This is a genomic window from Klebsiella sp. CB_Kp196, assembly GCF_040061575.1.
GTDB lineage: Bacteria > Pseudomonadota > Gammaproteobacteria > Enterobacterales > Enterobacteriaceae > Klebsiella > Klebsiella michiganensis.
Window position 1 is genome coordinate 77721 of sequence record NZ_JBEAFH010000002.1, and the last position, 26256, is coordinate 103976.

18 protein-coding genes, 2 tRNA genes and 2 other RNA genes are annotated in these 26256 nt (G+C 54.3%); 12 read left to right on the plus strand and 10 right to left on the minus strand.

The window, feature by feature from the left end; all coding sequences use genetic code 11:
* The first annotated feature begins 28 nt into the window (after positions 1-28).
* The gene (locus ABLU87_RS01420) at positions 29-1408 is read left to right on the plus strand and encodes a YchO/YchP family invasin (protein WP_064405798.1); all 1380 of its coding nucleotides are present in this window, start codon (positions 29-31) and stop codon (positions 1406-1408) included.
* Here the strand turns inward: ABLU87_RS01420 and narL are convergent.
* Positions 1405-2055, minus strand: coding sequence for a two-component system response regulator NarL (gene narL / locus ABLU87_RS01425; RefSeq protein WP_004103129.1), 651 nt, complete (start codon positions 2053-2055; stop codon positions 1405-1407). The genes ABLU87_RS01420 and narL overlap by 4 nt on opposite strands.
* Positions 2056-2065: 10 nt before the next feature.
* Positions 2066-3844, minus strand: coding sequence for a nitrate/nitrite two-component system sensor histidine kinase NarX (gene narX / locus ABLU87_RS01430; protein WP_014229747.1), 1779 nt, complete (start codon positions 3842-3844; stop codon positions 2066-2068).
* Between the two features lie 311 nt (positions 3845-4155).
* Between narX and ABLU87_RS01435 the strand changes: the two genes are divergently transcribed.
* The 5 genes from ABLU87_RS01435 to narI all read left to right on the plus strand — a co-directional run bounded on the left by ABLU87_RS01435 (position 4156) and on the right by narI (position 12601).
* Positions 4156-5544, plus strand: coding sequence for a NarK family nitrate/nitrite MFS transporter (locus tag ABLU87_RS01435; protein WP_004851854.1), 1389 nt, complete (start codon positions 4156-4158; stop codon positions 5542-5544).
* 397 nt (positions 5545-5941) lie between these two features.
* Entirely contained in the window at positions 5942-9685 is a 3744-nt protein-coding gene (locus tag ABLU87_RS01440) for a nitrate reductase subunit alpha (protein WP_122117779.1), read from the plus strand.
* Complete coding sequence (gene narH, locus ABLU87_RS01445) at positions 9682-11217, plus strand: nitrate reductase subunit beta (RefSeq protein WP_014838755.1); 1536 nt, start codon at positions 9682-9684, stop codon at positions 11215-11217. Before ABLU87_RS01440 ends, narH begins: the two co-directional genes overlap by 4 nt.
* Entirely contained in the window at positions 11214-11924 is a 711-nt protein-coding gene (gene narJ, locus ABLU87_RS01450) for a nitrate reductase molybdenum cofactor assembly chaperone (protein ID WP_122117780.1), read from the plus strand. The genes narH and narJ overlap by 4 nt, the downstream gene beginning before the upstream one ends.
* Positions 11924-12601: a respiratory nitrate reductase subunit gamma gene (gene narI / locus ABLU87_RS01455; protein WP_122117781.1), complete on the plus strand. Its 678-nt coding sequence runs from the start codon at positions 11924-11926 to the stop codon at positions 12599-12601. The genes narJ and narI overlap by 1 nt, the downstream gene beginning before the upstream one ends.
* A gap of 233 nt (positions 12602-12834) precedes the next feature.
* Here the strand turns inward: narI and ABLU87_RS01460 are convergent.
* From ABLU87_RS01460 to ABLU87_RS01485, 6 genes are all read right to left on the minus strand, one after another.
* A non-coding RNA gene (locus tag ABLU87_RS01460) (RtT sRNA) lies at positions 12835-12965 on the minus strand.
* 45 nt (positions 12966-13010) lie between these two features.
* Positions 13011-13095, minus strand: a tRNA-Tyr gene (locus ABLU87_RS01465).
* A 35-nt stretch (positions 13096-13130) separates the two neighbouring features.
* A non-coding RNA gene (locus ABLU87_RS01470) (RtT sRNA) lies at positions 13131-13262 on the minus strand.
* Positions 13263-13305: 43 nt separating this feature from the next.
* Positions 13306-13390: transfer RNA gene (locus ABLU87_RS01475), tRNA-Tyr, on the minus strand.
* Positions 13391-13545: 155 nt separating this feature from the next.
* Positions 13546-14388 (minus strand): formyltetrahydrofolate deformylase, encoded by an 843-nt coding sequence (gene purU, locus ABLU87_RS01480; protein ID WP_004121732.1) that lies wholly within the window; start codon positions 14386-14388, stop codon positions 13546-13548.
* 42 nt (positions 14389-14430) lie between these two features.
* The gene (locus ABLU87_RS01485; protein ID WP_014229741.1) at positions 14431-14889 is read right to left on the minus strand and encodes a YchJ family protein; all 459 of its coding nucleotides are present in this window, start codon (positions 14887-14889) and stop codon (positions 14431-14433) included.
* 112 nt (positions 14890-15001) lie between these two features.
* On the opposite strand from ABLU87_RS01485, the gene rssA reads away from it, so the two are divergent.
* The 3 genes from rssA to galU all read left to right on the plus strand — a co-directional run bounded on the left by rssA (position 15002) and on the right by galU (position 18104).
* Positions 15002-15910 carry a patatin-like phospholipase RssA gene (gene rssA / locus ABLU87_RS01490; protein WP_025108236.1) on the plus strand — a complete coding sequence of 303 codons (909 nt, stop codon included), beginning with the start codon at positions 15002-15004 and terminating at the stop codon, positions 15908-15910.
* 80 nt (positions 15911-15990) lie between these two features.
* Positions 15991-17004, plus strand: coding sequence for a two-component system response regulator RssB (gene rssB / locus ABLU87_RS01495; protein WP_025108235.1), 1014 nt, complete (start codon positions 15991-15993; stop codon positions 17002-17004).
* A gap of 197 nt (positions 17005-17201) precedes the next feature.
* The gene (gene galU, locus ABLU87_RS01500; protein WP_004851836.1) at positions 17202-18104 is read left to right on the plus strand and encodes a UTP--glucose-1-phosphate uridylyltransferase GalU; all 903 of its coding nucleotides are present in this window, start codon (positions 17202-17204) and stop codon (positions 18102-18104) included.
* A gap of 134 nt (positions 18105-18238) precedes the next feature.
* Here the strand turns inward: galU and hns are convergent, their stop codons facing one another.
* On the minus strand, positions 18239-18646 hold the full coding sequence (gene hns, locus ABLU87_RS01505; RefSeq protein WP_004121719.1) for a histone-like nucleoid-structuring protein H-NS: 408 nt from the start codon (positions 18644-18646) through the stop codon (positions 18239-18241).
* 556 nt (positions 18647-19202) lie between these two features.
* Between hns and tdk the strand changes: the two genes are divergently transcribed.
* Positions 19203-19820: a thymidine kinase gene (gene tdk, locus ABLU87_RS01510; protein ID WP_025108233.1), complete on the plus strand. Its 618-nt coding sequence runs from the start codon at positions 19203-19205 to the stop codon at positions 19818-19820.
* 178 nt (positions 19821-19998) lie between these two features.
* Here the strand turns inward: tdk and adhE are convergent, their stop codons facing one another.
* Entirely contained in the window at positions 19999-22674 is a 2676-nt protein-coding gene (gene adhE / locus ABLU87_RS01515; protein WP_004132197.1) for a bifunctional acetaldehyde-CoA/alcohol dehydrogenase, read from the minus strand.
* Positions 22675-23154: 480 nt separating this feature from the next.
* Between adhE and ABLU87_RS01520 the strand changes: the two genes are divergently transcribed.
* Positions 23155-23802, plus strand: a complete 648-nt coding sequence (locus ABLU87_RS01520) for a YchE family NAAT transporter (RefSeq protein WP_004851832.1) — start codon at positions 23155-23157, stop codon at positions 23800-23802.
* A gap of 745 nt (positions 23803-24547) precedes the next feature.
* Positions 24548-26179, plus strand: coding sequence for an oligopeptide ABC transporter substrate-binding protein OppA (oppA, locus tag ABLU87_RS01525; protein ID WP_004851828.1), 1632 nt, complete (start codon positions 24548-24550; stop codon positions 26177-26179).
* Positions 26180-26256: the final 77 nt, after the last annotated feature.

The window sequence follows — 26256 nt, forward strand, 5'->3', positions numbered from 1 at the left end:
CACCACTTCGTGAGTAGACGTAACCGATTTGAGCTCCTTGTCGTTCCGCATAACCCCGTATTTACCGCTTCTTCTGCTGCTGGCAGGCGCGCCCGCCCGCGCGTTGCAGGACAATCAGGCGTTCTCCGGCGCGCCTGAGAGCTTACCCGACCTCGGCCTGGCGCCGCAGGTCGACGACGACGCAAAGCACTTTGCCGAGATGGCGAAGAAATTTGGCGAAGCCAGTATGAGCGATAACGGGCTGACAACCAGCGAACAGGCGCGAGTATTTGCCATCGGTAAACTGGGGAATGAGGTCAGCCACCAGCTGGAGAACTGGCTTTCGCCGTGGGGCAACGCCAACGTCGATCTGCTGGTGGATAAAGAGGGCCATTTTACCGGCAGCAAAGGGAGCTGGTTTGTCCCTCTGCAGGATAACGGCGACTACCTTACCTGGAATCAGTACTCGGTCACCCAGCGGGATACGGGTCTGGTCGGCAATATTGGTCTCGGCCAGCGCTGGCGGATGGGCTCCTGGCTGCTGGGCTACAACTCTTTCTACGATAAAGCCCTGGACGATCGGATGGCGCGCGGCAGCGTCGGGGCCGAAGCCTGGGGTGAGTCGCTGCGCCTGTCGGCGAACTACTACCAGCCGCTCGGCGGCTGGCAGCAGGGGAGTAGCCTGACCCAGCAGCAGCGTATGGCGAGCGGCTACGATGTCACCGCCCAGGCGCGGCTGCCGTTTTATCAGCACATTAATACCAGCGTCAGCGTGGAGCAGTATTTTGGCGATAGCGTCGATCTGTTCCATTCGGGTACCGGCTACCATAACCCGGTCGCGGTGTCGGTGGGGCTGAATTACACTCCCGTTCCGCTGGTGACGGTCACGGCTAAGCATAAGCAGGGCGAGAGCGGCGTCAGCCAAAATGATGTCGGGCTGAAGCTGAACTATCGTTTCGGCGTCCCGCTGAAGCAGCAGCTGGCGGCCGATGAAGTCGCCGTTAGCCGATCGCTTCGCGGCAGCCGCTACGACAGCCCGGAGCGGGATAACCTGCCGGTCGTTGAATATCGGCAGCGTAAAACGCTGTCAGTTTATCTGGCGACGCCGCCCTGGGATCTTCAGCCGGGGGAGACGGTGCAGCTGAAACTGCAGATTCGCAGCCTGCACGGCATTAAGTCGCTGAGCTGGCAGGGGGACACCCAGGCGCTAAGCCTGACATCGCCAATTGAGGCGAACAGTACGGACGGCTGGACCGTGATTATGCCGCGCTGGAGCAGCGAAGCCGGGGCGAGCAACCGCTGGCATCTTTCGCTGGTGGTGGAGGATAAAACGGGTCAGCGCGTCTCATCCAATGAGATCGCACTGGCGCTGACTGAGCCGTTGGTACGGGTACCGGCCGAGGGCGTGTCGTGGCAGCATCTGCCCTAGAATACGCGCTCCTGATGGACCCAAACCGCCGCTTCCACGCGCGATTTCAGCTTCATTTTCTTGAGCATATGCTTGACGTGGACTTTGACCGTGCTTTCGGTGATGTCCAGACGGCGGGCGATCATTTTGTTCGGCAGGCCCTGGGCAATCAGCTTGAGAATATCGCGTTCGCGCGGGGTCAGCTGGCTGATGTCGCGGTCCGAGGTGGCGCGATTAGCGCGCAGGCTGGCAGCCAGCACCGGGGTTAACGCTTCGCTGAGCACCATTTCGCCTGCCGCGGCCTGCTGCAGCGCCTTCAGCAGATCTTCCGGTTCCATATCCTTCAGCAGATAGCCGTCGGCGCCGCGTTTCAGAGCGGTCACCACATCTTCTTCATGATTGGAAACGCTAAAAACCACCACGCGGCCGGAAAGCGACTTTTCGCGCAGCTTGTCGAGGGTTTCCAGACCGTTCATGCCCGGCATATTGAGATCCAGCAGAATCAAATCGGGATCTAATGATTCCGCCATCGCAATCCCTTGCTCGCCGTTGCTGGCTTCGCCGATAACCTGGATGTCCGGGGCCATGCTGATCAGCTGTTTGACGCCGGTGCGCAGCATCGGGTGATCGTCGATGAGAAGGATGGTTGCCCGTTCCTGTTGACTCATGAAGTTCTCCTTATTGGATTGAAAACGATTTTTCAGGGATAAAAGTGACCACCACTTCGGTACCGCCGGTTTCCCGACGCCGAACCTGACAGTCCCCGCGCAGGCTCTGCGCGCGATCGCGCATGATAATCAGGCCGTAGTGGTTGCTGCGCTCCGCGTGATCCGGCACGCCGCGACCGTTATCGGCCACCGTCAGCCGGACCTGATTGTCCCGCAACGCCACGGTAACGCTGACGTCGGTGGCATTGGCGTGTTTCAGCGCGTTGCTGAGCGCTTCCCGGGCGATTTGCAGCAGATGAATGGCCTGATGCGATGGAACAAAACGCGGCGGCAGCTGATAATCCAGGCGTACCGTAAAACCGAAGTGGGCGCTGTATTCCCGGCAGCTGGCCTCCAGCGCCGGGCGCAGCCCCGGTTCGGTGAGCTGTAGCCGGAAGGTCGTCAGCAGTTCGCGCAGCTGGGCCCAGGAGGTATTGAGTTCATTACGGATTTGCCCCAGCAGCTGGCGGCTCGCTTCCGGCAGATCGTCGCCCTGCATCTGCAGGCAGCTAACCTGCATTTTCATACAGGAGAGCGACTGGGCGATGGAGTCGTGGAGCTCGCGGGCGATAGTGGCGCGCTCCTCCATCACGATAAGCTGCTGCTGGCGCTCCTGATGGCGATCGAGGGCGAGGGTGCCGGTGAGTTGTTCAACCAGCGTATCCACCAGCTGCTGCTGATCGTGGCTCAGATGCCGCCCGGCGGGCAGGGTGGCCAGCAAAATACCGTACTGATTATGGGCATCCGACAGCCGCCATTTTAAGGTGGTGCCGGTATCCGGCAGCGGCGGCAGATCGCGCGGACACAGATAGCAGCCTCTGTCGTCGCACTGAATATCGGAGTGGCAGGAAAACTCCTGATGGTTGTCTTCATCTTCCATATCGTAAACGCGAACTTCAATATCGCGCAGCAGGGTTAGCCCCTGTAACCCGTTAAGAACGGGCGAAATGCGCTCGCAGAGCGGCGCGTTCGAGTGCAGTCGGCGGTTGGCCTGCCACAGGAAGGCGAGGATCTCGTTTTTCTGCTCCAGACCGGCGGTTTTTTCCTGCACCCGGCGTTCAAGCACCGAATAGCTCTCCGCCAGCTCTTCAGACATATTGTTCAGCGCCATACCGAGCGTCGCCATCTCGTTGCGTCCGCTAATCTGCGCGCGCTGGGTAAAATCGCGTCGGCTCACCGCTCGGGCCATGCCGAGCAGCTGTTTCCACGGGCGTAGCAGGCGGGCGCGCAGCCAGACGATGGTAAACACCAGCAGCAGCGCCATCCCCACGGCCATGATGCGCTGGATCCAGACCACGTGTTTAATCCGCTCCTCGGTGGTGTGATCGAAAGCGGTCACCAGTTGGTCGATGCGATCGACAAAGCCAGCGACATCCGTCGCGACCGAGGCCTGATTTTGCGCCCTGCGCATTCCCGGCGCCAGCTCCAGCTGCCAGTAGTGCTGTAACGCCTGAAGCTGGCGCTGCTGATCGTCATGGCGGGCGGCGTACTGCAGTTCCGGGCTAAAAACGGTGGCCGTCATTTCATCGAGCAGCTTTTGATCGCTCTCGCCCAGCGGTACTGCCGCCAGCAGGCGGTAGCTCTGCATGCGCAGCGAGCCGGCTTTATTAATCGCATGCGCGCTGCCCTGAACGCCGTGCACCAGGCGAGAAGAGATCGCCATTCCGGCGACGCCGATGACCGTGGCTAACAGCACGATTAACGCGAGTTGATTAACCAGCGTTAGCGGCGTAAAAAGACGTTTCAACATGGGGTATGAGGCTCCTGACCGGCAAATCATCCGGGAGTGGCGCTTATTCTCGGACATCCCCTGGAGTATACCCATACCCCTAAAGGATTACCCCTTAATTGTCAGGGTGTGATGGGCTGGTGGCAGACGTTCGGGCAATGCCAGCACTGGCGTGAAAAACCACACTTTTTTACGCAGAAATAGCTACTCACTTCGGGTGATGCGTTTTTTTTAGCCAAATTAGCGCCAACTTTTCCTTTGATTTATATCAACTTACCGCCGCCTGTAACCCATAAGGTAGCCAGGGTTAATATGAATTATTAGAGGTGTCTATGAGTCACTCTTCAATCCCGGAGAAGACTAACAGTTCAGTCATTAGCGACTGGCGTCCCGAAGATCCTGAATTCTGGCAGCAGCGCGGTCATCGCGTCGCCAGCCGCAATCTGTGGATCTCCGTCCCGTGTCTTTTGCTGGCATTCTGCGTCTGGATGTTGTTCAGCGCCGTTGCCGTCAACCTGAATAAAGTCGGCTTTCAGTTTACCACCGACCAGTTGTTTATGCTGACCGCGCTCCCGGCGCTCTCCGGCGCGCTGCTGCGCGTGCCTTACGCGTTTATGGTGCCGCTGTTCGGCGGACGTCGCTGGACCGCGTTCAGTACCGGGATCATGATCGTGCCCTGCGTCTGGTTAGGCTTCGCGGTACAGGATACCTCTACGCCCTTCAGCGTTTTCGTGATTATTTCTCTGCTCTGCGGTTTTGCGGGGGCGAACTTTGCTTCCAGTATGGCTAACATCAGCTTCTTCTTTCCGAAACAGAAGCAGGGCGGCGCGCTGGGCATCAACGGCGGCCTCGGGAACATGGGCGTCAGCGTAATGCAGCTGGTTGCCCCTCTGGTGATTTCGCTGTCGATCTTCGCCGTCTTTGGTGGTACCGGCAGCGAGCAGCCGGACGGCTCCATGCTGTATCTGGAAAACGCGGCGTGGATCTGGGTGCCGTTCCTGATTATCTTCACCCTGGCGGCGTGGTTCTTTATGAACGATCTGTCGGCGTCGAAGGCGTCGCTGAGCGAGCAGCTACCGGTACTGAAGCGCGCCCATCTGTGGATTATGGCGCTGCTCTATCTTGCCACCTTCGGCTCGTTTATCGGCTTCTCGGCGGGCTTCGCCATGCTGTCGAAGACCCAGTTTCCGGATGTGCAGATTCTGCATTACGCGTTCTTCGGGCCGTTTATCGGCGCCCTGGCGCGCTCGACCGGCGGGGCGATCTCCGACCGCCTCGGCGGGACTCGCGTGACGCTGGTGAACTTCGTGGTTATGGCTATCTTCTGCGGCCTGCTGTTCCTGACGCTGCCGACCCACGGCGAGGGCGGCAACTTTATTGCCTTCTTCGCGGTATTTATGGTGCTGTTCCTGACCGCCGGTCTGGGCAGCGCGTCTACCTTCCAGATGATCTCGGTTATCTTCCGCAAAATGACCATGGATCGCGTTAAGGCGCAGGGCGGCAGCGAAGCGCAGGCCATGCGTGAAGCGGCGACCGATACGGCGGCGGCGCTGGGCTTTATTTCGGCGATTGGCGCGATTGGCGGCTTCTTTATTCCAAAAGCGTTTGGTATTTCGCTGGATTTAACCGGCTCACCGGCCGGCGCTATGAAGGTCTTCCTGGTGTTCTATATCGCCTGCGTGGTGATTACCTGGGCAGTCTACGGACGCAAGCAGAAATAATATTTCTTTCTGAGTTTCTGCAAAAGGGCGCAACGGTATTTGCGCCCTTTTTAGCGTTTATTTCTTAGTTACAACATACTAATGATGTGGGGGAATTTTAAAAGCCGCCTGAAGTCACAGAAAAAATGACTTCAGGGGTATCTACCCCTTAATACCATGGCGGATCGCTAATCCTTATTTTCTGCAGGCTTTTATGCAAAATATCTTTGTTAATCAATAGAATAAAAATTAGAAATAAATACTACTTTGGTGGTAATTCCTGTGTTAACCCGTTTTTATAAGCCATATCGTCTTGATCGTTATCAATTCTCTCCCTCTTTCATAGCGTTACCTTCGCTGCAAATCCAGCAATGTCGATTTATCAGAGAGCCGTCAGGCTCCACACAGGAGAGACCCGATGAGTAAATTCCTGGACCGGTTTCGCTACTTCAAACAGAAGGGTGAAACCTTTGCCGATGGGCACGGCCAGCTTCTAAAAACCAACCGGGACTGGGAGGATGGATACCGTCAACGTTGGCAGCACGATAAAGTTGTGCGCTCCACCCACGGGGTCAACTGCACCGGTTCGTGCAGCTGGAAGATTTTTGTCAAAAATGGCCTGGTTACCTGGGAAACCCAGCAGACCGACTATCCGCGCACCCGTCCGGATATGCCAAACCACGAGCCTCGCGGCTGCCCGCGCGGCGCCAGCTACTCCTGGTATCTTTACAGCGCCAACCGCCTGAAGTATCCGCTGATGCGCAAACGCCTGATGAAAATGTGGCGTGAAGCGAAAGTTCAGCACAGCGATCCGGTGGATGCCTGGGCCTCTATTATTGAAGACGCCGACAAAGCGAAAAGCTTTAAGCAGGCGCGCGGCCGCGGCGGTTTCGTGCGTTCATCCTGGCAGGAAGTGAACGAGCTGATTGCCGCCTCTAACGTCTACACCGTTAAAACCTACGGCCCGGACCGCGTGGCGGGCTTCTCGCCTATTCCGGCGATGTCGATGGTTTCCTATGCCTCCGGTGCGCGCTATCTGTCGCTGATCGGCGGTACCTGCCTGAGCTTCTACGACTGGTACTGCGACCTGCCGCCTGCGTCACCGCAGACCTGGGGCGAGCAGACCGACGTGCCGGAATCCGCCGACTGGTATAACTCCAGCTATATTATCGCCTGGGGTTCCAACGTTCCGCAGACCCGTACCCCGGATGCCCACTTCTTTACCGAAGTGCGCTACAAAGGTACCAAAACCGTTGCCATCACCCCTGACTACGCCGAAATCGCCAAGCTCTGCGATCTGTGGCTGGCGCCGAAGCAGGGTACCGATGCGGCGATGGCGCTGGCGATGGGCCACGTCATGCTGCGCGAGTTCCATCTCGACAAACCGAGCCAGTATTTCACCGATTACGTGCGCCGCTACACCGACATGCCGATGCTGGTGATGCTTGAAGAGCGCGACGGCTATTACGCGGCGGGCCGCATGCTGCGCGCGGCTGACCTGGTGGATGCATTAGGTCAGGAAACGAACCCGGAATGGAAAACCGTCGCTTTTGATGAGAAGGGCGAAATCACCGTACCGAACGGCTCTATCGGCTTCCGCTGGGGCGACAAAGGCAAGTGGAACCTGGAACAGCGCGACGGCAAAACCGGCGAAGACGTTGAGCTGCGCCTGAGCCTGCTGGGCGGCCACGATGATATCGCCAACGTCGGCTTCCCGTATTTTGGCGGCGAAGGCACCGAGCACTTTAATAAAGTCGAGCTGGAAAACGTGCTGTTGCACAAACTGCCGGTCAAACGCCTGCAGAAGGCCGATGGCTCTAGCGTGCTGGTTACCACCGTCTACGACCTGACCATGGCGAACTACGGTCTGGATCGCGGTCTTGGCGATGAAAACTGCGCCAGCAGCTACGATGACGTCAAAGCGTATACCCCGGCGTGGGCGGAGAAAATCACCGGCGTTTCCCGGGCGCACATTATCCGTACCGCGCGGGAGTTTGCCGATAACGCCGATAAGACCCACGGCCGTTCGATGATTATCGTCGGCGCCGGTCTGAACCACTGGTTCCACCTCGATATGAACTATCGCGGTCTTATCAATATGCTGATCTTCTGCGGCTGCGTAGGCCAGAGCGGCGGCGGCTGGGCGCACTATGTCGGCCAGGAAAAACTGCGTCCGCAGACCGGATGGCAGCCGCTGGCGTTTGCTCTCGACTGGCAGCGTCCGGCGCGTCATATGAACAGCACGTCGTACTTCTATAACCACTCCAGCCAGTGGCGCTATGAAACCGTGACCGCACAGGAACTGCTGTCGCCGTTAGCGGATAAATCCCGCTACAGCGGCCACCTGATTGACTTCAACGTGCGCGCTGAACGTATGGGCTGGCTGCCGTCGGCGCCGCAGCTGGGCACCAACCCGCTGCGCATCGCGGAAGAGGCGAAGAAAGCGGGCATGACGCCGGTCGATTACACCGTCAAATCCCTGAAAGAGGGTTCCATTCGCTTTGCCGCAGAGCAGCCGGAAAACGGTAAAAACCATCCGCGCAACCTGTTTATCTGGCGTTCTAACCTGCTGGGCTCCTCCGGTAAGGGCCACGAGTACATGCTGAAGTACCTGCTGGGTACGGAAAACGGTATTCAGGGCAAAGATCTCGGTAAGCAGGGCGGCGTGAAGCCGGAAGAAGTGGAGTGGAAAGACAACGGTCTCGACGGCAAGCTGGATCTGGTGGTGACACTCGATTTCCGTCTGTCGAGCACCTGCCTCTATTCCGACATCGTGCTGCCGACCGCCACCTGGTATGAAAAAGACGACATGAATACCTCGGATATGCATCCGTTTATTCATCCGCTGTCAGCCGCCGTCGACCCGGCCTGGGAATCGAAAAGCGACTGGGATATCTACAAAGATATCGCGAAGAAATTCTCTGAAGTCTGCGTGGGGCACCTCGGCAAAGAGACCGACGTGGTGACGCTGCCTATCCAGCACGACTCCGCCGCCGAACTGGCGCAGCCGCTGGACGTTAAGGACTGGAAAAAAGGCGAATGTGACCTGATTCCTGGGAAAACTGCGCCGCATATTCTGACCGTCGAGCGCGATTATCCGGCGACATACGAACGCTTCACTTCTATCGGCCCGCTGATGGAGAAAATCGGCAACGGCGGGAAAGGCATCGCCTGGAATACCCAGAGCGAAATGGATCTGCTGCGCAAGCTCAACTACACCAAAGCGGACGGCCCGGCGAAAGGCCAGCCGATGCTTAACACCGCGATTGATGCGGCAGAGATGATCCTGACCCTGGCGCCGGAGACCAACGGCCACGTGGCGGTGAAAGCCTGGGCGGCGCTCAGCGAGTTTACCGGTCGCGACCATACGCACCTGGCGACGAATAAAGAAGAGGAAAAAATCCGCTTCCGCGATATTCAGGCCCAGCCGCGCAAAATTATCTCCAGCCCGACCTGGTCCGGACTCGAAGATGAGCACGTTTCCTATAACGCCGGCTACACCAACGTTCACGAACTGATCCCGTGGCGTACGCTTTCCGGCCGCCAGCAGCTGTATCAGGATCACCAGTGGATGCGCGATTTCGGCGAAAGCCTGCTGGTCTATCGTCCGCCAATTGATACCCGTTCGGTGAAAACGGTGATGGGGGCGAAATCCAACGGCAACCCGGAGAAGGCGTTGAACTTCCTGACGCCGCACCAGAAGTGGGGTATCCACTCCACCTACAGCGACAACCTGCTGATGCTGACGCTGTCGCGCGGCGGCCCGATTGTGTGGATGAGCGAAGCGGACGCCAAAGATCTGGGGATTGAGGATAACGACTGGATCGAGGTGTTCAACAGCAACGGCGCGCTGACCGCCCGCGCGGTGGTCAGCCAGCGCGTGCCGGCCGGGATGACCATGATGTACCACGCCCAGGAGCGTATCGTAAACCTGCCGGGTTCCGAGATCACCGAGCAGCGCGGCGGGATCCACAACTCCGTGACCCGTATTACGCCAAAGCCGACCCATATGATCGGCGGCTATGCCCAGCTGGCCTACGGCTTTAACTACTACGGCACGGTAGGGTCGAACCGCGATGAGTTCGTGGTGGTACGTAAGATGAAGAATATTAACTGGTTAGATGGCGAAGGTAACGACCAGGTACAGGAGAGCGTAAAATGAAAATTCGTTCACAAGTCGGCATGGTGCTGAATCTCGATAAGTGCATCGGCTGTCATACCTGCTCGGTCACCTGTAAAAACGTCTGGACCAGCCGCGAGGGTATGGAGTACGCGTGGTTCAACAACGTTGAAAGTAAACCGGGCGTCGGTTTCCCGAACGACTGGGAGAATCAGGAAAAGTGGAAGGGCGGCTGGATCCGTAAGATCAACGGCAAGCTACAGCCGCGCATGGGCAACCGCGCGATGCTGCTCGGTAAAATCTTTGCTAACCCGCATCTGCCGGGCATCGACGACTACTACGAGCCGTTTGACTACGACTACCAGAACCTGCACAACGCGCCGGAAAGCAAACACCAGCCGATCGCCCGCCCGCGCTCGCTGATCACCGGCCAGCGGATGGATAAAATCACCAGCGGTCCAAACTGGGAAGAAATTCTGGGCGGCGAGTTCGAGAAACGCGCCAAAGACCAGAACTTTGAGAACATGCAGAAGGCGATGTACGGCCAGTTCGAAAACACCTTCATGATGTATCTACCGCGTCTGTGCGAGCACTGCCTGAACCCGGCGTGCGTGGCGACCTGCCCGAGCGGCGCCATCTACAAACGTGAAGAAGACGGCATCGTACTGATCGACCAGGACAAGTGCCGCGGCTGGCGTATGTGCATCACCGGCTGTCCGTACAAGAAAATCTACTTCAACTGGAAGAGCGGGAAATCGGAGAAGTGCATCTTCTGCTACCCGCGTATCGAATCCGGGATGCCGACCGTTTGCTCGGAAACCTGCGTGGGGCGTATTCGCTACCTCGGCGTGCTGTTGTACGACGCGGACGCCATTGAAAATGCCGCCAGCACGGAGAATGAGAAAGACCTGTATCAGCGTCAGCTGGACGTGTTTCTCAACCCGAACGACCCGAAAGTGATTGAGCAAGCGCTGAAAGACGGCGTGCCGCAGGGCGTTATCGACGCTGCCCAGCAGTCGCCGGTGTACAAAATGGCGATGGACTGGAAGCTGGCGCTGCCGCTGCATCCGGAATATCGTACCCTGCCGATGGTCTGGTACGTGCCGCCGCTGTCGCCGATTCAGTCGGCCGCCGACGCGGGGGAACTGGGCAGCAACGGTATTCTGCCGGACGTGGAAAGCCTGCGTATCCCGGTTCAGTATCTGGCCAACCTGCTGACCGCGGGCGATACCCAGCCGGTGCTGCTGGCGCTGAAACGCATGCTGGCGATGCGCCACTTCAAACGCGCGGAAACCGTCGATGGCGTACTGGATACCCGGGCGCTGGAAGAGGTAGGCCTCACTGAAGCCCAGGCGCAGGAGATGTATCGCTATCTGGCTATCGCTAACTACGAAGACCGTTTCGTGGTGCCGAGCAGCCACCGCGAGCAGGCCCGCGACGCCTTCCCTGAGAAAAACGGTTGCGGCTTTACCTTCGGCGACGGCTGCCACGGTTCTGACAGCCAGTTCAATCTGTTTAACAGCCGCCGTATCGATGCTATCGACGTCACCAGCAAAACGGAGCCGCACCCATGATTGAACTCGTCATTGTGTCGCGCCTTCTCGAGTACCCTGACGCTGCTTTATGGCAGCATCAGCAGGAGCTGTTTGACGCTATCGCCGCTTCGGGAAAGCTCGCGCCGGAGGATGCCCATAAGCTGAGCGTTTTCCTGCGTGACCTGACCGCTCAGGATGTGCTGGACGCGCAGTCTCGCTACAGCGAACTGTTCGATCGCGGCCGCGCGACCTCGCTGCTGCTGTTTGAGCACGTGCACGGCGAATCCCGCGATCGCGGCCAGGCGATGGTTGACCTGATGGCGCAGTATGAGCGCCACGGTCTGCAGCTGGATAGCCGCGAATTGCCGGATCACCTCCCGCTGTATCTTGAGTATCTGGCGCAGCTGCCGGAAGCGGAAGCGCTCGGCGGATTGCAGGACGTCGCGCCGATTCTCGGCCTGCTCAGCGCTCGCCTGCAGCAGCGCGAGAGCGGCTACGCGGCGCTGTTTGAGCTGCTGCTCAAGCTGGCTAACGCGCAGGTCGATAGCCAGAAAGTGGCGGAAAAAATCGCCGATGAAGCCCGCGACGATACGCCGCAGGCGCTGGACGCCGTCTGGGAAGAAGAACAGGTGAAATTCTTTGCCGATCAGGGCTGCGGCGAGTCGGAGATCTCCGCTCACCAGCGTCGTTTTGCCGGAGCCGTTGCCCCGCAATATTTGAATATCTCTAACGGAGGACAGCAATAATGCACTTCCTGAATATGTTCTTCTTTGACATCTATCCGTATATCGCCGGTACGGTGTTCCTGGTCGGCAGCTGGCTGCGTTATGACTACGGGCAGTACACCTGGCGTGCGGCCTCCAGCCAGATGCTGGACCGTAAAGGGATGAATCTGGCTTCGAACCTGTTTCATATCGGGATTCTGGGGATCTTTGCCGGTCACTTTCTCGGTATGCTGACGCCGCACTGGATGTACGAATCCTTCCTGCCGGTCGACGTGAAGCAGAAGATGGCGATGATTGCGGGCGGCGCCTGCGGCGTGATGACGCTGGTGGGCGGTCTGCTGCTGCTGAAACGTCGTCTGCTGAGCCCGCGCGTGCGCGCCACCACCACCGGAGCGGATATTCTGATCCTCTCCCTGCTGATGGCGCAGTGCGCCCTGGGCCTGCTGACTATTCCGTTCTCCGCTCAGCATATGGACGGTAGCGAAATGATGAAGCTGGTCGGCTGGGCGCAGTCGGTGGTGACCTTCCACGGCGGAGCATCTTCGCACCTGGACGGCGTGGCGTTTATTTTCCGCGTGCACCTGGTGCTGGGGATGACGCTGTTTGTGCTGTTCCCGTTCTCCCGTCTGGTGCATATCTGGAGCGCGCCGGTGGAGTACCTGACGCGCAAATACCAGATTGTTCGCGCCCGTCGCTAATTCTATTTCGAGTAAAGCTAAACCCTGCTGCGGCAGGGTTTTTCATTTGTGCGGTCTGCTCCCGGCGGCGCTACGCTTGGCCGGGCTACAAGGGCATGCAGTCTGTAGCCCGGCCAAGCGTAGCGCCGCCGGGGCACATATGGCAGAAATACAGAATCAGTTCTGGAGAAATAAAAGAGCTAACTAAGACGGTTTTGATAATTTGATTTTGCTGAGGTACTGCAAGGAAGTGATGGTGGTGGGGGAAGGATTACTCGGCGCGTTGCGCCTCGCCCTTCGGGTCGTTGCCTGCGGCAACGCTTTCTCGCTCCGCTCGAATCGAACCTTAGTCGAAGCTTCTCATCCTTCCCTGCATCGGAAGAATATAAGGCAATGTACCTATATGAGAGTCGGTGTGTTCTGGAAGTGATGGTGGTGGGGGAAGGATTCGAACCTTCGAAGTCGATGACGGCAGATTTACAGTCTGCTCCCTTTGGCCGCTCGGGAACCCCACCAGGGGTAATTCAAATTTTGAGGTCAAGCTGAGAGATGGTGGTGGGGGAAGGATTATTCGTCGCTTCGCTCCTCACCCTTCGGGCCGTTGCCTGCGGCAACGTTGTTTCGCTTTCGCTCGACTCGAACCTTGGTCGAAGATTCTCACCCTTCCCGATAAGTGCAAACATCGTTTACGTTCATCGGTATTACCACAACAACGTGGTAAAGAATGGTGGTGGGGGAAGGATTCGAACCTTCGAAGTCGATGACGGCAGATTTACAGTCTGCTCCCTTTGGCCGCTCGGGAACCCCACCACGGGGTAATGCTATTTACTGGCCTGCTTCCTGCTGGAAGCGGGCGCATCATATCAAATGAGACGCCCCTGTAAAGCATTCCTTTAGGGAAATGAAGCTGTTTGCCTGCTTTTTATCCGTAAAGGTGCAAAGCTAATCAATTCATTTCCCTGAGATTAAAGAATAATCGTCCGGTTACCGTAAACAAATACCCGCTGAGCAAGAACCTGATACAGCGCACGGCTCAGAACGTTTTTCTCGACGTCGCGGCCAGCACGCATCATATCTTCTGCGGTGTAGGTATGATCGACGTGAATGACGTCCTGCATAATGATTGGGCCTTCATCCAGATTATCGTTCACGTAGTGTGCGGTGGCGCCAATAATCTTCACCCCGCGGTCATAGGCCTGGTGATACGGACGCGCGCCGATAAAAGCCGGCAGGAATGAGTGATGAATATTAATAATTTTATTCGGGAAACGAGAGACAAACTCTGGGGTCAACACCCGCATGTATTTCGCCAGCACAACGTAATCCGGCTCAAGGGCGGCGATCGCGTCGCCCATCTGTTTATCATGCTCTTCGCGAGTTAAACCCTCATGGCTCACCAGCTGGAAGGGGATATCAAACCGTTCAACCAGCGAGCGCAGCGTTTCGTGATTGCCGATGACGGCGGCGATTTCTACGTCCAGGCCGCCGTAGTTAGCTTTCATCAGCAGATCGCCGAGGCAGTGCGCCTCTTTGGTGACCAGAATGACGACCCTGCGGCGCCCTGCTGGATTGAGTTCACGAATTGAACCTTCCGGCAGCGCGCTGTCGAGGTCCGCCAGCAGGATTGAATCATTGAAAATACCCTCGAGCTCGGTGCGCATAAAGAAGCGGCCGGTTCGGTGGTCAACAAACTCATTGTTCTGCACGATATTCAGTTCGTGCTTGTAGCAGATATTAGTGATACGCGCGATGAGGCCTTTCTGATCAGGGCAAATAGTGCGCAGTACTTTACGTTGTTGTGAATGCATCGCGGGGAAAATCCTGTAGTGTTTGCTATTTCTGCTGCTGGCTTACTGACCGCAGCATTTTTTAAATTTTTTACCTGAACCGCAAGGGCAGGGATCGTTACGACCGATTAGCGGTCGCGTGCCGTCAATATAATACCACTGTCCGTTTTCTTTTAAGAATCGGGATCGTTCAATAATGGCTCCGGAGCGGTTATCGTCAGCGTAACGAGCGATAAAGCTGACAAAGCCTTCATCCGGGTTCTTGCCCGTCTCGGCGGCAAAGACGGTGAGACCCTGCCACTGTGTGCGGGTAAAACCGTTTTCCAGGTCTGCGCGAAACTGCTGCGCTTGACAGGAGGGGTGCCAGGTTTTAATCAGATAGTCGGCGTCTTTCATAACAAACGCGCTATAGCGGGAGCGCATCAGCTGTGACGGATCTGGCGCCAGCTGCGCGCCAGCCAGATAAGGCTGACAACATGAGCTATACTCCAGAGCGCTGCCACAGGGGCATAATGGCGACAAAACGGCCTCCACAGGAAAAAGAAAGACGGCGCTACGCCGCCAAAGCGCATTATGTTAACTGAGGTATGGCGATGATGCCATGCCCGGAGTGGAAGGATATGTTTCGGTACTCATGAGAAAGCTTAAAATTGGCCTGGCGTTAGGGGCTGGCGCCGCTCGCGGGTGGTCGCATATCGGCGTGATTAATGCCTTACGGCGGACGGGTATCGACGTCGATGTTATCGCAGGGTGCTCCATTGGCTCGCTGGTCGGAGCGGCGTACGCCTGCAATCGGCTTCCGGCCCTGGAGAAATGGGTATGCTCCTTTAGTAACTGGGACGTACTGAAGTTAATGGATCTCTCCTGGCAACGGGGTGGCCTGCTGCGGGGCGAGCGCGTGTTTAGTCAATACCGCAAACTCATGCCCGTCAGCGAGATCGAGCGCTGCGAACGTCCTTTCGCGGCGGTCACAACGAATTTAAGCACCGGTCGTGAACTGTGGTTTACGGAAGGGGATCTGCATCTGGCGATCCGTGCGTCCTGCAGTATGCCGGGTTTGATGGCGCCGGTGATGCATAATGGCTACTGGCTGGTGGATGGCGCGGTGGTTAACCCCGTGCCGGTGTCTCTGGCTCGCGCCATGGGCGCAGATATCGTCATTGCCGTTGATTTGCAGCACGATGCGCATCTGATGCAGCAGGATTTGCTGTCAATGGAGGTGCCTCGTCCGGAGAGCGAGGAAGATTTTTCGTGGCATTCACGGCTGCGCACGCGCCTGGCGCGTATGACGTCACGTCGGGCGACGAGGGCGCCAACGGCGATGGAAATCATGTCGACGTCAATTCAGGTTCTGGAGAATCGCCTCAAGCGAAATCGTATGGCGGGCGACCCGCCTGATATCCTGATTCAGCCCTTTTGCCCGCAAATCTCCACGCTTGATTTCCACCGGGCCGGCGAAGCTATCGCCGCCGGACATCTGGCAGTGGAAAAGAAAATGGATGAACTATTACCTTTAGTGCGTACCCCCGTGGAGCGCATTTGATGCATACTTAAGTAAATTCTGACAGGCGGTAGCGTGAATATCATGCCACTATTAAATTATCGTCAGTCAGGGGAGAGATCATGACGCAGCCATTGGCGGGAAAACAGATTCTGATAGTTGAAGACGAACCCGTTTTCCGCTCTCTTATGCACACCTGGTTAGCTTCACTTGGTGCGACCATCGTACAGGCGGAAGATGGTATAGATGCACTGCAAAAAATGGCGGAGTCAAAACCTGATTTGATGATTTGCGATATCTCCATGCCGCGAATGAACGGCCTGCAGCTGGTAGAACATGTACGTAACCAGGGCGAGCAGTTGCCGATTCTGATGATTTCAGCGACGGAAAACATGGCGGACATCGCCAAAGCGTTGCGCCTGGGCGTTCAGGATATCCTGCTCAAACCGGTTAAAGATTTCGATCGCCTGCGAGAAACCGTGTATGCCTGCCTCTATCCCAATATGTTTAATTCGCGTGTCGAAGAAGAAGAGCGCCTGTTTGAGGACTGGGATGCGCTGGTAAGCGATCCTAGCGCGGCGTCGAGGCTGCTTCAGGAGCTCCAGCCGCCGGTGCAGCAGGAGATGTCGCGTTGCCGTATTCACTATCGCCAGCTTGTCTCTGTCGATAAGCCAGGGCTCGTGCTCGATATTGCGCCGCTATCAGAAAACGATCTGGCGTTTTATTGTCTGGATGTCACACGAGCAGGTGATAATGGCGTTCTGGCGGCCCTATTGCTGCGCGCGCTGTTTAATGGGTTACTGCAGGAGCAGCTCGCTCATCAGGGGCAGCGTTTGCCGGAGATGGGCAGCCTGCTAAAACAGGTTAACCAATTGCTGCGGCAGGCAAACTTACCCGGGCAATTCCCATTATTGGTAGGGTATTACCACAGCGGCTTGAAGAATTTAATTTTAGTCTCCGCGGGTTTGAATGGCACCTTGAATACGGGAGAACATCAAATTCAGATTAGTAATGGCGTTCCGTTAGGCACTTTAGGTAATGCATACCTCAACCAAATTAGTCAACGCTGCGCATCATGGCAGTGCCAAATTTGGGGGGCTGGCGGACGTTTACGCCTGATGTTGACCACGGAGTGAACAATTGTGCTTATTTTTAGGCTCGTGGGATTACCACGCGATCTTTTGTGGTGGTACTATCGCCGGGTTTAATGCGTAAAATTCCTAATTCGAAGATATCTAATCCTTTTCGGAACAGCTTTGACTGAGCAGGCTGATATACTCGATACCATATTATTAACGAGAAGTTTAAAAAACGAACAGTCCAGGAGATTTCAATGGCTGCGCTTAATTCAAAAGTAAGAAAAGCTGTCATCCCGGTTGCGGGATTAGGCACCAGGATGCTGCCCGCTACTAAGGCTATTCCGAAAGAAATGCTGCCGCTGGTAGATAAGCCATTAATTCAATATGTTGTTAACGAATGTATTGCCGCCGGGATTACCGAAATTGTTCTGGTTACGCACTCTTCGAAAAACTCGATTGAAAACCATTTCGATACCAGTTTTGAACTGGAAGCGATGCTGGAAAAACGCGTAAAACGCCAGCTGCTGGAAGAAGTCCAATCTATTTGTCCGCCGCACGTGACTATTATGCAAGTCCGTCAGGGGCTGGCTAAAGGTCTGGGCCACGCTGTGCTTTGCGCGCACCCGGTAGTGGGTGATGAGCCGGTCGCGGTTATTTTACCGGACGTTATCCTTGATGAATATGAATCCGATCTGTCTCGCGACAACCTGGCCGAAATGATCGCTCGTTTCGATGAGACCGGCGCAAGCCAGATCATGGTTGAACCGGTTGCTGACGTTACCGCATACGGCGTTGTCGATTGCAAGGGCCTGGCCCTGCAGCCGGGTGAGAGCGTACCGATGGTTGGTGTCGTCGAGAAACCGAAAGCGGACGTAGCGCCTTCTAATCTGGCGGTTGTCGGTCGTTACGTGCTGAGCGCGGATATTTGGCCACTGCTGGCGAAAACCCCTCCGGGAGCCGGTGATGAGATTCAGCTGACCGACGCCATCGATATGCTGATCGAAAAAGAAACGGTAGAAGCCTATCATATGAAAGGCAAGAGCCACGACTGCGGTAATAAGCTGGGTTATATGCAGGCTTTTGTTGAATATGGCGTACGCCACAAGTCCCTGGGCGCTGAATTTAAAGCCTGGCTGGATAAAGCCGTAGCGAAGTAATCGTTCGCGGCAGAATGCGAAACCGGGAGCGAGATTCGTTTCCCGGTTTTTTTATGCCCGCCCGGAACCGGTCCCGAATAACGGATAAAAAAAATCCCGCCGCAGCGGGATTTTTAAACGAACAGGATGGCTTATTACAGCAGGAAATCGTCCAGGGATTTACCTTGCTCATCCATCGCTTTCTTGATCACTGCCGGAGTACGACCCTGACCAGTCCAGGTTTTAGTTTCGCCATTTTCGTCAACGTAGCTGTATTTAGCCGGACGTGCAGCGCGCTTGGTTTTAGTTCCCGCTTTAACTGCCGCCATGGTGCTCAGCAGTTCATTAGGATCAATACCGTCAGCGATCAGCATTTCACGGTATTGCTGCAGTTTACGAGTGCGTTCTTCAATTTCCGCAGCCGCAGCGCTTTCTTCTTCACGACGTTCGTTAACGACAACTTCTAATTTTTCCAGCATTTCTTCGAGCGTTTCAAGGGTGCATTCTCTTGCCTGCGCACGAAGAGTACGGATGTTGTTCAAAATTTTAAGTGCTTCGCTCATTGTAGTAATCTCAAACTTATATTGTGGGGTGGTTTGTTGGACTAATAATAGAGCGATAAATTCAGATGTGCAATAGGGGAGAATGTAAGGAAGTCAAAATAACTTGTTATTTGTCTCGGGAATTAATTCATTTAACTTAAATTTTATGTGCGGGTTCACATCTTTTTCGCTTATAGGATGATGGAGAGGATAAGCTAAAACCCTGAGATAGTATGCTTTTTCCGATGCGCAGTGGGAAAAATTATACTTTGCATGGATAAATATCATTGTGGGTATTAGCGCAGCAGCGACGATGATGTTTAATATAAAACACTTGTCCAGCGCGGTTATAGCTATCCGAAAATGGCTGATAAGCACAAAAGGGCAATAGTGACGTCTGCGTGGCCGCCTGGGTCGTACGAATAGCAGGCATTACCATTCAATTAACAGGCTTAATCTTTCAGGTCTCCGCCGAGTGAACGTTCCCGGCAATACCCACACGGCGAGGGCTGATAGCGTGTGAATATATGATACAATTTTACTGCTAAAAAACACATTGATTGGGGTTACGCGGCCGATGGCACAACTTTATTTCTACTATTCAGCAATGAACGCAGGCAAGTCCACCGCTCTGTTGCAGTCATCATACAATTACCAGGAGCGAGGGATGCGCACGGTGGTTTATACGGCAGAGATTGATGACCGCTTTGGTTCAGGGAAAGTGAGTTCGAGGATCGGTCTCTCATCGCCGGCGCGGTTGTATAATACCCAAACTGCGTTATTTACCGACATTGCAGACGAACATAAGCGTCAACCCATCCACTGCGTATTAGTTGATGAGAGCCAGTTCTTAACCCGGGAGCAGGTGCGCGAGCTGTCCGAGGTGGTGGACCAGCTCGATATTCCCGTATTGTGCTATGGATTGCGGACAGATTTTCGCGGCGAACTTTTTACGGGCAGTCAATATTTGCTCGCGTGGTCCGATAAGCTGGTTGAATTAAAAACTATCTGTTTCTGCGGCCGTAAGGCGAGTATGGTTTTGCGCCTCGATCAGGAAGGTAGGCCGTACAATGAGGGGGAACAGGTGGTGATTGGCGGCAATGAGCGCTATGTATCCGTATGCCGTAAACATTATAAAGAGGCGCTGAGCGAAGGCTCTCTGACCGCGGTGCAGAACAAACAGCGCAGCTGCTAATACCCACCCTTTAAATCGTCTCAGGCGCTTTTACAGCGCCTTTTTTCATTTACTAAGCCTTTGGCACATGATTATACGTTTCGGCTGTCTGAGGCGTTTTGCCGGCTGCTGAACGACAGAGACAAAAAAGCCCCATCAAAAGATGGGGCTCAGCGTTACTGACTTTACGGCTGTGGAATTAAGCGGATTTTTTCGCTTTCTTCTCAGCTTTAGCCGGCGCGGCTTCTTTTTTCTCTTCCACGCCGCCTTCAACGTAATTACGTCCGTAGAAGGTATCCAGCAGAATCTGCTTCAGCTCGGCGATCAGCGGGTAGCGCGGGTTAGCGCCGGTGCACTGGTCGTCAAATGCGTCTTCAGACAGCTTGTCAACGTGGGCCAGGAAGTCGGCTTCCTGCACGCCAGCTTCGCGGATAGACTTAGGAATACCCAGCTCAGCTTTGATTTCGTCCAACCAGCCAAGCAGTTTTTCGATTTTCGCTGCGGTGCGGTCACCCGGTGCAGTCAGACCCAGATGGTCCGCGATTTCAGCGTAGCGACGACGTGCCTGCGGGCGGTCGTACTGGCTGAATGCTGTCTGTTTAGTCGGGTTGTCGTTCGCGTTATAGCGAATAACGTTGCTGATCAGCAGGGCGTTCGCCAGACCGTGAGGAATGTGGAACTGAGAGCCCAGCTTGTGCGCCATTGAGTGACATACCCCGAGGAAGGCGTTCGCAAACGCGATACCGGCGATGGTCGCAGCACTGTGCACACGCTCACGCGCTACCGGGTTCTTAGAACCTTCGTGGTAGGACGCTGGCAGGTTTTCTTTCAGCAGTTTCAGAGCCTGCAGCGCCTGGCCGTCAGAGAACTCGGAAGCCAGTACGGAAACGTAAGCTTCCAGGGCATGAGTCACCGCATCCAGACCACCGAAAGCACACAGTGACTTCGGCATTTCCATGACCAGGTTGGCATCAACAATCGCCATATCCGGAGTCAGGGCATAGTCTGCCAGCGGGTATTTCTGACCGGTTGCGTCATCGGTAACAACGGCGAACGGCGTAACTTCAGAACCGGTACCGGAAGTCGTGGTGATGGCGACCATTTTGGCTTTCACGCCCATTTTCGGGAACTTGTAGATACGTTTACGGATATCCATAAAGCGCAGCGCCAGTTCTTCGAAGTGGGTTTCCGGGTGCTCGTACATAACCCACATGATTTTCGCCGCATCCATCGGGGAACCGCCGCCCAGCGCGATAATCACGTCTGGTTTGAAGGAGTTCGCCAGCTCAGCGCCTTTACGGACGATGGTCAGCGTCGGGTCAGCTTCTACTTCAAAGAAAACTTCAGTTTCAACGCCAGCCGCTTTCAGCACAGAGGTGATCTGGTCAGCATAGCCGTTGTTGAACAGGAAGCGGTCGGTCACGATCAGCGCGCGTTTGTGACCATCAGTAATCACTTCATCCAGCGCGATTGGCAGTGAGCCACGACGGAAGTAGATAGATTTCGGAAGTTTGTGCCACAACATGTTTTCAGCTCGCTTAGCAACGGTTTTCTTGTTGATCAGGTGCTTAGGACCAACGTTTTCAGAGATGGAGTTACCACCCCATGAACCACAACCCAGAGTCAGGGAAGGTGCGAGTTTGAAGTTATACAGGTCACCGATACCACCCTGAGAAGCAGGGGTGTTGATCAGGATACGTGCGGTTTTCATCAGCTGACCGAAGTAAGCAACGCGTTCTGGCTGGTTGTCCTGGTCGGTATACAGGCAAGAGGTATGACCGATACCGCCCATTGCCACCAGTTTTTCAGCTTTATCAACCGCGTCTTCGAAGTTCTTCGCACGGTACATTGCCAGCGTCGGAGACAGTTTTTCGTGGGCAAATGGTTCGCTTTCATCAACGTCGGTGACTTCACCAATCAGAATTTTGGTGGAAACAGGGACGGTGAAGCCAGCCAGTTCAGCGATTTTATACGCCGGTTGACCTACGATCGCGGCGTTCAGGGCGCCGTTTTTCAGGATGATATTCTGAACAGCCTTCAGCTCCTGGCCCTGCAGCAGATAGCCGCCGTGGCTGGAGAAACGTTCGCGAACGGCATCGTATACGGAATCCACAACCACAACGGATTGCTCAGAAGCACAGATAACGCCGTTATCGAAGGTTTTAGACATCAGGACGGAAGCAACGGCACGCTTGATATCAGCCGTTTCATCGATAACAACAGGCGTGTTACCTGCGCCTACGCCGATGGCAGGTTTACCGGAGCTGTACGCCGCTTTAACCATGCCCGGACCGCCGGTCGCAAGGATCAGGTTGATATCCGGATGGTGCATCAGCGCATTTGACAGTTCAACGGAAGGCTGGTCAATCCAACCAATCAGATCTTTCGGCGCACCGGCTGCGATAGCTGCCTGCAGTACGATATCAGCCGCTTTGTTGGTCGCATCTTTAGCACGCGGATGCGGAGAGAAGATGATGGCGTTACGGGTCTTCAGGCTAATCAGAGATTTAAAGATAGCGGTTGAAGTTGGGTTAGTGGTCGGGACGATACCGCAGATAATACCAATCGGCTCAGCGATGGTGATGGTACCGAAGGTGTCATCTTCAGACAGGACACCGCAGGTCTTTTCATCTTTATAGGCGTTATAAATGTATTCGGAAGCAAAGTGGTTTTTGATCACTTTATCTTCGACGATGCCCATGCCGGATTCGGCAACGGCCATCTTGGCGAGAGGGATTCGAGCATCTGCAGCGGCCAGAGCGGCGGCGCGGAAGATTTTGTCTACTTGTTCTTGAGTGAAACTGGCATATTCACGCTGGGCTTTTTTTACGCGCTCGACGAGTGCGTTAAGTTCAGCGACATTAGTAACAGCCATAATGCTCTCCTGATAATGTTAAACTTTTTTAGTGAATCAGTAGCTCGATTCGACAGTATAGACAGTGTGTTAACGGCTTGCATTTAAATGTTAACGTAAAGAATTTTGTGCTTCTGACTTCACCGATTGACTAAAAAAGCTTTTGTTTTTTCTTTCAGGTACCGCTGCTTTGCCTCCTCTTCTGGGTGTAAACAAGGTTACTCACTTCTGAGTACAATTTATGTGATCTAAATCAATAATCAGCCAAGCTGATACCTTTCAGCAGTTCATTTTTTGACCTGTTTGATCAAGTGTAATGATACGGTATGCTAATTAAAGACTTAAATAGCATTGCAGAAACAAATAACTAACATCCGAGCTTAAATTATGCACTTATGCGTCAACAGGGATGAATTATGCTTTCAAACAGCGTATCTTCTCGCGGATATTTTATGCTGGTAACTGTCAACAGCCATTTTTAATGATGCTGCGGAGCACCCTGTGATTCAATCATTGTTTGATTTTTCAGCCTACTTTAAATTTTTCATTGGGCTATTTGCGCTGGTAAACCCGGTTGGCATTATCCCGGTTTTTATCAGTATGACCAGCTACCAGACGGCGGCGGTGCGTAATAAAACCAATCTGACAGCCAACCTGTCGGTCGCCATCATCTTGCTCACGTCGCTGTTTTTAGGCGATGCGATCCTCCAGATCTTCGGTATTTCCATTGACTCCTTCCGTATTGCGGGTGGGATTCTGGTGGTCACCATCGCCATGTCGATGATCAGCGGCAAGCTCGGCGAGGATAAACAGAACAAGCAAGAAAAATCAGAAACGGCCATTCGTGAAAGTATCGGCGTCGTGCCGCTGGCGCTGCCCCTGATGGCGGGACCCGGGGCCATCAGTTCAACCATTGTCTGGGGCACGCGTTACCATAGCATCGCCCATTTTGTGGGATTTTCAGTTGCGATTGCGCTTTTCGCGCTGTGCTGCTGGGGCATTTTCCGTATGGCCCCCTGGCTGGTTCGCCTGCTTGGGCAAACCGGCATTAACGTGATTACCCGTATTATGGGGCTGTTGCTGATGGCTCTCGGCATCGAGTTCATCGTTACCGGAATAAAGGCGCTCTTTCCTGGCCTTGTGAATTAACCTGTGTTGCCGCGCGGAACAACGTGTTCCGCGTTTGCGCATTATCAGCAAAACATATCAATAAAAGTGATTTATCGACCTGCAATACTATTTTCTAATGTTTTGATATTGTTATTTATTATCAATAAGTTATCCATTTCATTTGCCACGAGTGCGGCCTTTTACCCACATTAATCACTGTTATTTTCCTCACACCATTCTCTGGTGCTTGCCGTCTGATAATCGAAATGATATTAGTAATTTCACTCATGAAGCAGATGAATGTGCTAAATAATAAGCGATTGTTAATTTTTCGTACAAAAAAGCATCTATTCGGCGATGCAGGGCACATAGTGCGAGACATTTATACTAATTGATTGATAAATAGAATATTAATCATTTTTGGCATGCGCGAGGGGTGATAAATCTTCGCCGCCAGAAGGCCACAAAAGAGAATCCGGTAACATATTTGCAAATTGCATTGGCGGACAATAAAGCGTTTTGGTACTTTCCGGCGTGATCTTTAGCGGAATATGTACGCAAATGAGAATTTTTATTATATAGCCCATCGGGACTACATCGCCCCTGGACAGGGGGGCAAGAATCGACGTCAAGACTGCCGTTTGAGCGGTCGTAATAAATAAGTCGGTGATAGCAAGCAGTACTCTCTGACAGCAGCATAAACTCCTGCACTGTTCAGAATCCAGAAAAGAGAAAACAGGCTGGTTAAATAGCCAGTAATTATAATGATTGGAGTAATAAACACATGACCATCATCACGAAAAAAAGCCTGGTTGCCGCAGGAGTCCTCTCTGCGTTAATGACCATCAACGCCGCCGTTGCGGCAGATGTACCGGCAGGGGTACAGCTGGCGGACAAACAAACGCTGGTACGTAACAATGGCTCCGAAGTGCAGTCTCTCGATCCGCACAAAATTGAAGGCGTGCCGGAGTCCAATATTAACCGCGATTTGTTTGAAGGGCTGCTGGTGAGCGACCTGGACGGCCATCCGGTCGCGGGCGTTGCGGAAAAATGGGACAACAAAGATTTTAAAGTCTGGACCTTCCATCTGCGTAAAGATGCAAAGTGGTCCGACGGCACGCCGGTCACGGCACAAGATTTCGTTTATAGCTGGCAGCGTCTGGCGGATCCGAAAACCGCGTCTCCTTATGCAAGCTATCTGCAGTATGGCCATTTAGCCAACGTTGATGACATTATCGCCGGGAAAAAACCCGCGACCGATCTGGGCGTAAAAGCGCTGGACGATCATACCTTTGAAGTGACCCTCAGCGAGCCGGTGCCGTATTTCTACAAACTGCTCGTTCACCCATCCGTTTCACCCGTACCTAAATCCGCTATTGAGAAATTTGGTGACAAATGGACCCAGCCGGCCAATATCGTCAGCAATGGTGCGTATAAATTAAAAGATTGGGTTGTTAACGAACGCATTGTTCTGGAGCGTAATACCAACTACTGGGATAACGCCAAAACCGTGATTAATCAGGTCACCTTCCTGCCGATTTCTTCTGAAGTCACCGACGTCAACCGCTACCGCAGCGGCGAAATCGATATGACCTATAACAACATGCCGATCGAACTGTTCCAGAAACTGAAAAAAGAGATCCCGAAAGAAGTTCACGTCGATCCGTATCTGTGCACTTATTATTACGAAATCAATAACCAGAAAGCGCCGTTTACCGACGTTCGCGTGCGTACTGCGCTGAAGATGGCGCTGGATCGTGACATTATTGTCAATAAAGTGAAGAATCAGGGCGACCTGCCAGCCTACAGCTATACGCCGCCGTACACCGATGGCATGAAGCTGATTGAGCCTGAATGGTTCAAGTGGTCGCAGGAAAAACGTAATGAAGAAGCGAAAAAATTGCTGGCCGAAGCTGGCTATAGCGCTGATAAGCCGCTGACTTTCAATCTGCTCTATAACACGTCCGATCTGCACAAAAAACTGGCTATCGCGGTGGCGTCTATCTGGAAGAAAAACCTCGGCGTAAACGTGAAGCTGGAAAATCAGGAATGGAAAACCTTCCTCGATAATCGCCATCAGGGCACCTTTGATGTTGCGCGCGCCGGCTGGTGTGCGGACTACAACGAACCGACCTCCTTCCTTAATACGATGCTGAGCGACAGCTCAAACAATACCTCGCATTATAAGAGCCCGGCTTTCGACAAGATTATCGCTGAAACGCTGAAAACCAGCGATGACGCGAAACGCGCGGACCTTTACGCGCAATCTGAGCAGCAGCTGGATAAAGACTCCGTCATCGTACCGGTCTTCTATTATGTCAACGCCCGTTTGGTTAAACCGTGGGTCGGTGGCTATACCGGCAAAGATCCGCTGGATAATACGTATACAAGAAATATGTACATTGTGAAGCACTAATGGCAATACGTGGGGCAGGCGTTACCGCTTGCCTCACGGTGTCTTATTTCATCGCACTATTGAAGGCACACGCCAGA

Bases quoted from the DNA above. Each gene is read 5' to 3' on its own strand.
- narL (WP_004103129.1), bottom strand. From the start codon at position 2,055: ATGAGTCAACAGGAACGGGCAACCATCCTTCTCATCGACGATCACCCG.
- narX (WP_014229747.1), bottom strand. From the start codon at position 3,844: ATGTTGAAACGTCTTTTTACGCCGCTAACGCTGGTTAATCAACTCGCG.
- ABLU87_RS01435 (WP_004851854.1), top strand. From the start codon at position 4,156: ATGAGTCACTCTTCAATCCCGGAGAAGACTAACAGTTCAGTCATTAGC.
- ABLU87_RS01440 (WP_122117779.1), top strand. From the start codon at position 5,942: ATGAGTAAATTCCTGGACCGGTTTCGCTACTTCAAACAGAAGGGTGAA.
- narH (WP_014838755.1), top strand. From the start codon at position 9,682: ATGAAAATTCGTTCACAAGTCGGCATGGTGCTGAATCTCGATAAGTGC.
- narJ (WP_122117780.1), top strand. From the start codon at position 11,214: ATGATTGAACTCGTCATTGTGTCGCGCCTTCTCGAGTACCCTGACGCT.
- narI (WP_122117781.1), top strand. From the start codon at position 11,924: ATGCACTTCCTGAATATGTTCTTCTTTGACATCTATCCGTATATCGCC.
- purU (WP_004121732.1), bottom strand. From the start codon at position 14,388: ATGCATTCACAACAACGTAAAGTACTGCGCACTATTTGCCCTGATCAG.
- rssA (WP_025108236.1), top strand. From the start codon at position 15,002: ATGAGAAAGCTTAAAATTGGCCTGGCGTTAGGGGCTGGCGCCGCTCGC.
- rssB (WP_025108235.1), top strand. From the start codon at position 15,991: ATGACGCAGCCATTGGCGGGAAAACAGATTCTGATAGTTGAAGACGAA.
- galU (WP_004851836.1), top strand. From the start codon at position 17,202: ATGGCTGCGCTTAATTCAAAAGTAAGAAAAGCTGTCATCCCGGTTGCG.
- hns (WP_004121719.1), bottom strand. From the start codon at position 18,646: ATGAGCGAAGCACTTAAAATTTTGAACAACATCCGTACTCTTCGTGCG.
- tdk (WP_025108233.1), top strand. From the start codon at position 19,203: ATGGCACAACTTTATTTCTACTATTCAGCAATGAACGCAGGCAAGTCC.
- adhE (WP_004132197.1), bottom strand. From the start codon at position 22,674: ATGGCTGTTACTAATGTCGCTGAACTTAACGCACTCGTCGAGCGCGTA.
- oppA (WP_004851828.1), top strand. From the start codon at position 24,548: ATGACCATCATCACGAAAAAAAGCCTGGTTGCCGCAGGAGTCCTCTCT.